This window comes from Pseudomonas sp. ABa2 (assembly GCF_056676075.1).
Map to the genome: position 1 here is coordinate 1050986 of NZ_CM155239.1, position 6515 is coordinate 1057500.

Consider the following 6515-nt stretch of genomic DNA (forward strand, 5'->3'; position numbering starts at 1 on the left):
ATGCGACACATCATCTCCCTGCTGATGGAAAACGAGCCGGGCGCACTGTCCCGCGTGGTCGGTCTGTTCTCCCAGCGCAACTACAACATCGAAAGCCTGACCGTGGCGCCGACCGAGGACCCGACCCTGTCGCGTCTGACGCTGACCACCATCGGTCATGACGAGGTGATCGAGCAGATCACCAAGAACCTCAACAAGCTGGTCGAGGTGGTCAAGCTGGTCAACCTGTCGGAGAGCGCCCATATCGAGCGCGAGCTGATGCTGGTCAAGATCAAGGCCACCGGCGCCCAGCGCGCCGAGGTCAAGCGCACCACCGACATCTTCCGTGGGCAGATCGTCGACGTGACCAGCAGCGTCTACACCGTGCAGCTGGCCGGCACCAGTGACAAGCTCGACAGCTTCATCCAGGCCATCGGCACCGCGTCGATCCTGGAGACTGTGCGCAGTGGCGTCACCGGTATCGCCCGCGGCGACAAGGTACTGAGTATCTGACCGCTGCGTTGAGAAAAGCCCCGCCTGGTGCGGGGCTTTTTATTACCTGGATTTATTGCTGGCGGTTCCAGAAGGCCGCGATCAGCGGGTCCTTGAGGCGTTTTTCCAGGGCGAACAGGCCAATGTCGTAGGCGGTCAACGGCGGCTGGATATCGTAGATGCGGATGCGCGCGGTCAGGGGGCTGTTGTCGAGCACGATCTGCGGCACCACGCCGATACCGAAGCCCAGGCTGACCATGCTGACGATGGCTTCGTTGCCGCTCACCTGGGCATAGATCCGCGGTTTGATGTTGTGGCTTTTCAGCCAGCGGTCGGTGCGGGTGCGGGCCAGGCCCTCCTCCGAGAGAATCATCGGCACGTCCTTCCAGCTCTCCGCGGTAGGCTGCCTAAGCTGTTCCTCGTTCAATAGCTGGGGCGACTGCGGGCCGATAAAGCGCAGCGCGGAGCGAGTGATCGGCTGGAACTCGATGCCGGCCGGCAGGTGGTCGGGGCGGGCGCCGATGGCGAGATCCTCCAGCCCCTGCTGCACGCGTTCGACGGCGGTTGCCGGGTCGCCGGTGTGCAGCTTCATTTCGATGCGCGGGTAGTCCAGACGGAAGCTGCTGAGGATGTCGTAGAGGAAGCTGTAGCTGGCCGTGACCGAGCAGTACAGGGACAGTTCGCCGTGCAGGATCAGCTGATCCTGCTTGAACCTCTGGCGTATGGCCTGCCAGCCGTTGATGACCTCGCTGGCATACTCGCGAAACTGTTGCCCCTCGCGGGTCAGGCGGACCGAGCGGTTGTCGCGCAGGAACAGCGTTGCGCCGAGTTCGTCTTCGAGTTGCTTGATGCTGCGACTGAGCGCGGAAGGGCTGACGTGCTGCTCGCGGCTGGTTTTGCCGAAGTGCAGGTTGTCGGCCAGGGAAAGAAAGAGCCTGAGTGCGTGACTATCCATAACTGTTTCATATATCGGCATGTTGTATTGCAAATATATCATTTTACGCAATGGGGCGGATCACTTAAGGTGCCTCTGTCGCGGTGCTTGCACCCCCATTCCTTTCGATTCAAAGAGCCAAGACCATGAAAGTTTATTACGACAAAGATTGCGACCTCTCGATCATCCAGGGCAAGAAAGTCGCCGTTATCGGCTACGGTTCCCAGGGCCACGCCCAGGCGTGCAACCTGAAGGACTCCGGTGTCGACGTCACCATCGGTCTGCGCAAAGGCTCCGCTACCGTTGCCAAGGCCGAAGCCCATGGCCTGAAGGTCACCGACGTGGCCACCGCCGTTGCCAATGCCGACCTGGTGATGATCCTCACCCCGGACGAGTTCCAGGGCCGCCTGTACAAGGAAGAGATCGAGCCGAACATCAAGAAGGGCGCCACCCTGGCCTTCTCCCACGGTTTCTCGATCCACTACAACCAGGTCGTACCGCGTGCCGACCTCGACGTGATCATGATCGCGCCGAAGGCCCCGGGCCACACCGTGCGCTCCGAGTTCGTCAAGGGCGGCGGTATTCCTGACCTGATCGCCATCTACCAGGACGCCTCCGGCAACGCCAAGAACGTCGCCCTGTCCTACGCCTGCGGCGTCGGCGGCGGCCGCACCGGCATCATCGAAACCACTTTCAAGGACGAGACCGAAACCGATCTGTTCGGCGAGCAGGCCGTGCTCTGTGGCGGTTGCGTCGAGCTGGTCAAGGCCGGTTTCGATACCCTGGTCGAAGCCGGTTACGCGCCGGAAATGGCCTACTTCGAGTGCCTGCACGAGCTGAAGCTGATCGTCGACCTGATGTTCGAAGGCGGCATCGCCAACATGAACTACTCGATCTCCAACAACGCCGAGTACGGCGAGTACGTCACCGGTCCGGAAGTGATCAACGAGCAGTCGCGCGAAGCCATGCGCAACGCGCTCAAGCGCATCCAGAACGGCGAGTACGCCAAGATGTTCATCAGCGAAGGCGCTACCAACTACCCGTCGATGACCGCCTACCGCCGCAACAATGCCGCGCACGGCATCGAAGTGGTCGGCGAGAAGCTGCGCGCGATGATGCCGTGGATCTCCGCCAACAAGATCGTCGACAAGACCAAGAACTAAGGTCTGCGATGTGCGAAAGAACGCGGCTCGATGCCGCGTTTTTTCATTCTGCGGCAAGGCTTCTGGTATAAAGCCTGGGCGTTGAGCGGTGCCCGTGAGGGCGCGCGGTGCGCCATTATTCAAATCAGTTGCAAGGTGTTGTTCATGAGTGAAGGTCACGAAGAGCCGAAGCGGGGCGCCGACGAAGTCGAAAGCCTGCTGCCGATCGATGAGCATGTGGAGGAGGGTCAGGATGCCGAGGGGCGCAAGGTGCGTCATCGCGGCATCTACTTGCTGCCCAACCTGTTCACCACGGCCAACCTGTTCGCCGGTTTCTACGCCATCATCAATGCGATGAACGGCAACTTCTACGTCGCCGCGGCGGCGGTGTTCGTCGCCATGGTGCTCGACAGCCTGGATGGTCGCGTCGCTCGCCTGACCAACACGCAGAGTGCCTTCGGCGCCGAGTACGATTCGCTGTCCGACATGGTCGCCTTCGGCGTCGCCCCGGCCCTGCTGGCCTTCGAGTGGGCGCTGGGCAGCATGGGCAAGGTCGGCTGGATGGTCGCCTTCATCTATGTCGCCGGCGCGGCGCTGCGCCTGGCGCGCTTCAACACGCAGATCGGCAGCGTCGACAAGCGCTACTTCATCGGCCTGGCCAGCCCGGCCGCAGCCGGCGTGGTGGCCGGTACGGTGTGGGCCTTCAGCGACTTCGGCATCAAGGGCTCGAACATGGCCTTCGCCGTGGCGGTGCTGGTGGCGGCGGCCGGCATGCTGATGGTCAGCAACATCAAGTACTACAGTTTCAAGGATCTCGATCTGAAGGGGCGCGTTCCCTTCGTCGCCATCCTCGCGGTGGTGCTGGTGTTCGCCGTGGTGTTCAGCGACCCGCCGCGTATCCTGCTGATCATCTTCCTCGCCTATGCGGCCTCCGGCCCCATTCAATATTTGTTGCAACTGCGCCGCCGCAAGACTGTGGACTGATGTAATAAAACCTCGGCTCCGCGGTCTATTGGCCCGTCACCTGCCTTTGCCGCGGAGCCATCATGCTGATTCGAATTCCTCCCGCTTCTGCCGCTTCCGAGTCCGAGGTCACCCCAGAAGCCGTTTACCTCTCCCGGCGCCGGTTCATGGGCGGCAGTCTCGGCCTGGCCTCGCTCGCCGCCTTGCCCGCGCTATCCTTCGCCGACGGCGGTCGTTACGCCGATGTGGAGGCGGTCGACGAGCCGGCCTGGTTCAAGGCCAAGCTTGAGAGCGTGCGCTGGCAGGCGGTTACCGCCGGCGACGAAGCCATCACGCCGTACAAGGATGCTTCGCGCTACAACAACTTCTACGAGTTCGGCCCCAATAAGGGCGACCCGGTGCGGCATGCCGCGCAGTTCAAGGTCGAGCCCTGGACGGTGCTCATCGATGGCGAGGTCGGCAAGCCCGGGCGCTACGACATGGCGGCGCTGGCCGAACCGCAGCAGTTGGAGGAGCGCATCTATCGGCTGCGCTGCGTCGAGGCTTGGTCGATGGTCATTCCCTGGCTGGGTTTTCCCCTGGCGGATCTGCTCAGCCAGGCCGAACCCACCAGCCAGGCCAAGTACGTGCGTTTCGAGACCCTGGTCGACGCCGAGCGCATGGTCGGCCAACGCTCCGGATTTTCCCTGATCGATTGGCCCTACGTCGAAGGCCTGCGTCTGGACGAGGCCATGCATCCGCTGGCCTTCATGGCGGTGGGCATGTATGGGCGCACGCTGCCGGCGCAGAACGGCGCGCCGTTGCGCCTGGTGGTGCCCTGGAAATACGGTTTCAAGAGCATCAAGTCCATCGTGCGCATCAGCCTGGTGCGGGACGAGCCGGTCAATACCTGGCAGGCGCTGGCACCCAATGAGTATGGCTTCTACGCCAACGTCAACCCGCAGGTGGACCATCCGCGCTGGTCGCAGGCGCAGGAGCGGCGTCTGCCGAGCAGCCTGTTCAGCCCCAATGTGATGAAGACCCGGCTGTTCAACGGCTACGACGAAGTCGCCGGACTCTATAGCGACCTCGATCTTAGGAAGTACTACTGATGCGTTATGTCGGGTGGCGGAGCGCGGTATTCATTGCGGCCTTGGCGGTGCCGCTCTACTGGCTTTACCAGGCCTGGATCTTTGCCCTGGGCGCCGACCCAGGCAAGACGCTGGTCGATTATCTGGGGCTGGGCGCCCTGGTCCTGCTGTTGCTCACCCTGTCGATGACACCGCTGCAGCGTCTCAGCGGATGGGGTGGTTGGATCGCCGTGCGCCGGCAGCTTGGCCTCTGGTGCTTTACCTATGCCGTGCTGCATCTGTCGGCCTATGCGGTGTTCCTGGTGGGGCTGGATGTCGAGCAGTTGCTGGTCGATCTGCGCAAACGGCCCTATATCATTGTCGGCATGCTGACCTTTATCGGTTTGCTGATGCTGGCTCTGACCTCCAATAGGTTCAGCATTCGCCGGCTCGGCAAGCGCTGGAAGGCGCTGCACCGGCTGGTTTATCCCATTCTGTTGCTGGCGCTGCTGCATATGCTCTGGGTCGTGCGCGCCGATCTGGGCGAGTGGCTGCTATATGCCGTGATCGGCGCCTTCCTCTTGCTGCTGCGTTTCCCGCCGGTATCTGCGGCTTGGCAGGGCTTTGGGCAGTGGCTGCGTAGCACTTTGCGCAGAAGTCCAATAAAAGCTTGACGCGTTTTCCTCAGGCGGTAGAATGCGCGCCACTTCAGCGCTGAAGCTCTTCTAAAACCTCTTGTTAATCAATGAGTTAAGTTTAAAAGAGGAGTTGCAAGGCTGGATCTGGTGTGTAGAATGTGCGCCGGTCGACGGGGTGGTGGTTGGATCCTGTCGGTGCTTCGGTCGAGTGGATCGAAGGCGGTAAAAGAGGTGGTTGACAGCGGTTTTGAACGCTGTAGAATGCGCCTCCCGCTGACGAGAAGATGTTCGGATCGAAGGCGCAAGCGGTTGAGTAGAAAAGAGTTTCTCTGGAAACAAATTCGAAAAACAGCTTGACGGAAAGATGGGGTGCTGTAGAATGCGCGCCTCGGTTGAGACGAAAGACTTGACCAACTGTTCTTTAACAACTGAATCAAGCAATTCGTGTGGGTGCTTGTGGGGTAAGACTGGTAGTCGACTGATTATCAGCATCACAAGTAACACTCGTGAATTCGAGAGTTTTTTGCGATTGCTGAGCCAAGTTTAGGGTTTTCTCAAAACCCAAGCAGTATTGAACTGAAGAGTTTGATCATGGCTCAGATTGAACGCTGGCGGCAGGCCTAACACATGCAAGTCGAGCGGATGAGAGGAGCTTGCTCCTTGATTTAGCGGCGGACGGGTGAGTAATGCCTAGGAATCTGCCTAGTGGTGGGGGATAACGTTCCGAAAGGAACGCTAATACCGCATACGTCCTACGGGAGAAAGCGGGGGATCTTCGGACCTCGCGCCATTAGATGAGCCTAGGTCGGATTAGCTAGTTGGTGAGGTAACGGCTCACCAAGGCGACGATCCGTAACTGGTCTGAGAGGATGATCAGTCACACTGGAACTGAGACACGGTCCAGACTCCTACGGGAGGCAGCAGTGGGGAATATTGGACAATGGGCGAAAGCCTGATCCAGCCATGCCGCGTGTGTGAAGAAGGTCTTCGGATTGTAAAGCACTTTAAGTTGGGAGGAAGGGTATTCACCTAATACGTGAGTATTTTGACGTTACCGACAGAATAAGCACCGGCTAACTTCGTGCCAGCAGCCGCGGTAATACGAAGGGTGCAAGCGTTAATCGGAATTACTGGGCGTAAAGCGCGCGTAGGTGGTTCGTTAAGTTGGATGTGAAAGCCCCGGGCTCAACCTGGGAACTGCATCCAAAACTGGCGAGCTAGAGTACGGTAGAGGGTGGTGGAATTTCCTGTGTAGCGGTGAAATGCGTAGATATAGGAAGGAACACCAGTGGCGAAGGCGACCACCTGGACTGATACT

General features: G+C 60.1%; 6 protein-coding genes and 1 rRNA gene (1 of these 7 cut by a window edge). 6 read left to right on the plus strand and 1 reads right to left on the minus strand.

The features are described 5' to 3' along the window. Entirely contained in the window at window positions 1-492 is a 492-nt protein-coding gene (gene ilvN, locus AC1G9C_RS05035; protein WP_021445770.1) for an acetolactate synthase small subunit, read from the plus strand. Between the two features lie 52 nt (window positions 493-544). Here the strand turns inward: ilvN and ilvY are convergent, their stop codons facing one another. Next, on the minus strand, window positions 545-1426 hold the full coding sequence (gene ilvY / locus AC1G9C_RS05040) for an HTH-type transcriptional activator IlvY (protein ID WP_122110187.1): 882 nt from the start codon (window positions 1424-1426) through the stop codon (window positions 545-547). 125 nt (window positions 1427-1551) lie between these two features. On the opposite strand from ilvY, the gene ilvC reads away from it, so the two are divergent. The 5 genes from ilvC to AC1G9C_RS05065 form a co-directional block, all read left to right on the plus strand. Beyond that, entirely contained in the window at window positions 1552-2568 is a 1017-nt protein-coding gene (gene ilvC, locus AC1G9C_RS05045) for a ketol-acid reductoisomerase (RefSeq protein WP_021445768.1), read from the plus strand. Window positions 2569-2712: 144 nt separating this feature from the next. After that, window positions 2713-3531, plus strand: a complete 819-nt coding sequence (pssA, locus tag AC1G9C_RS05050; RefSeq protein WP_021445767.1) for a CDP-diacylglycerol--serine O-phosphatidyltransferase — start codon at window positions 2713-2715, stop codon at window positions 3529-3531. 62 nt (window positions 3532-3593) lie between these two features. Then, window positions 3594-4601, plus strand: a complete 1008-nt coding sequence (gene msrP, locus AC1G9C_RS05055; RefSeq protein ID WP_397497997.1) for a protein-methionine-sulfoxide reductase catalytic subunit MsrP — start codon at window positions 3594-3596, stop codon at window positions 4599-4601. Beyond that, window positions 4601-5233 carry a protein-methionine-sulfoxide reductase heme-binding subunit MsrQ gene (msrQ, locus tag AC1G9C_RS05060; RefSeq protein WP_457787875.1) on the plus strand — a complete coding sequence of 211 codons (633 nt, stop codon included), beginning with the start codon at window positions 4601-4603 and terminating at the stop codon, window positions 5231-5233. Before msrP ends, msrQ begins: the two co-directional genes overlap by 1 nt. Before the next feature lie 537 nt (window positions 5234-5770). After that, window positions 5771-6515: ribosomal RNA gene (locus AC1G9C_RS05065) — 16S ribosomal RNA — on the plus strand (it continues 792 nt past the right edge of the window).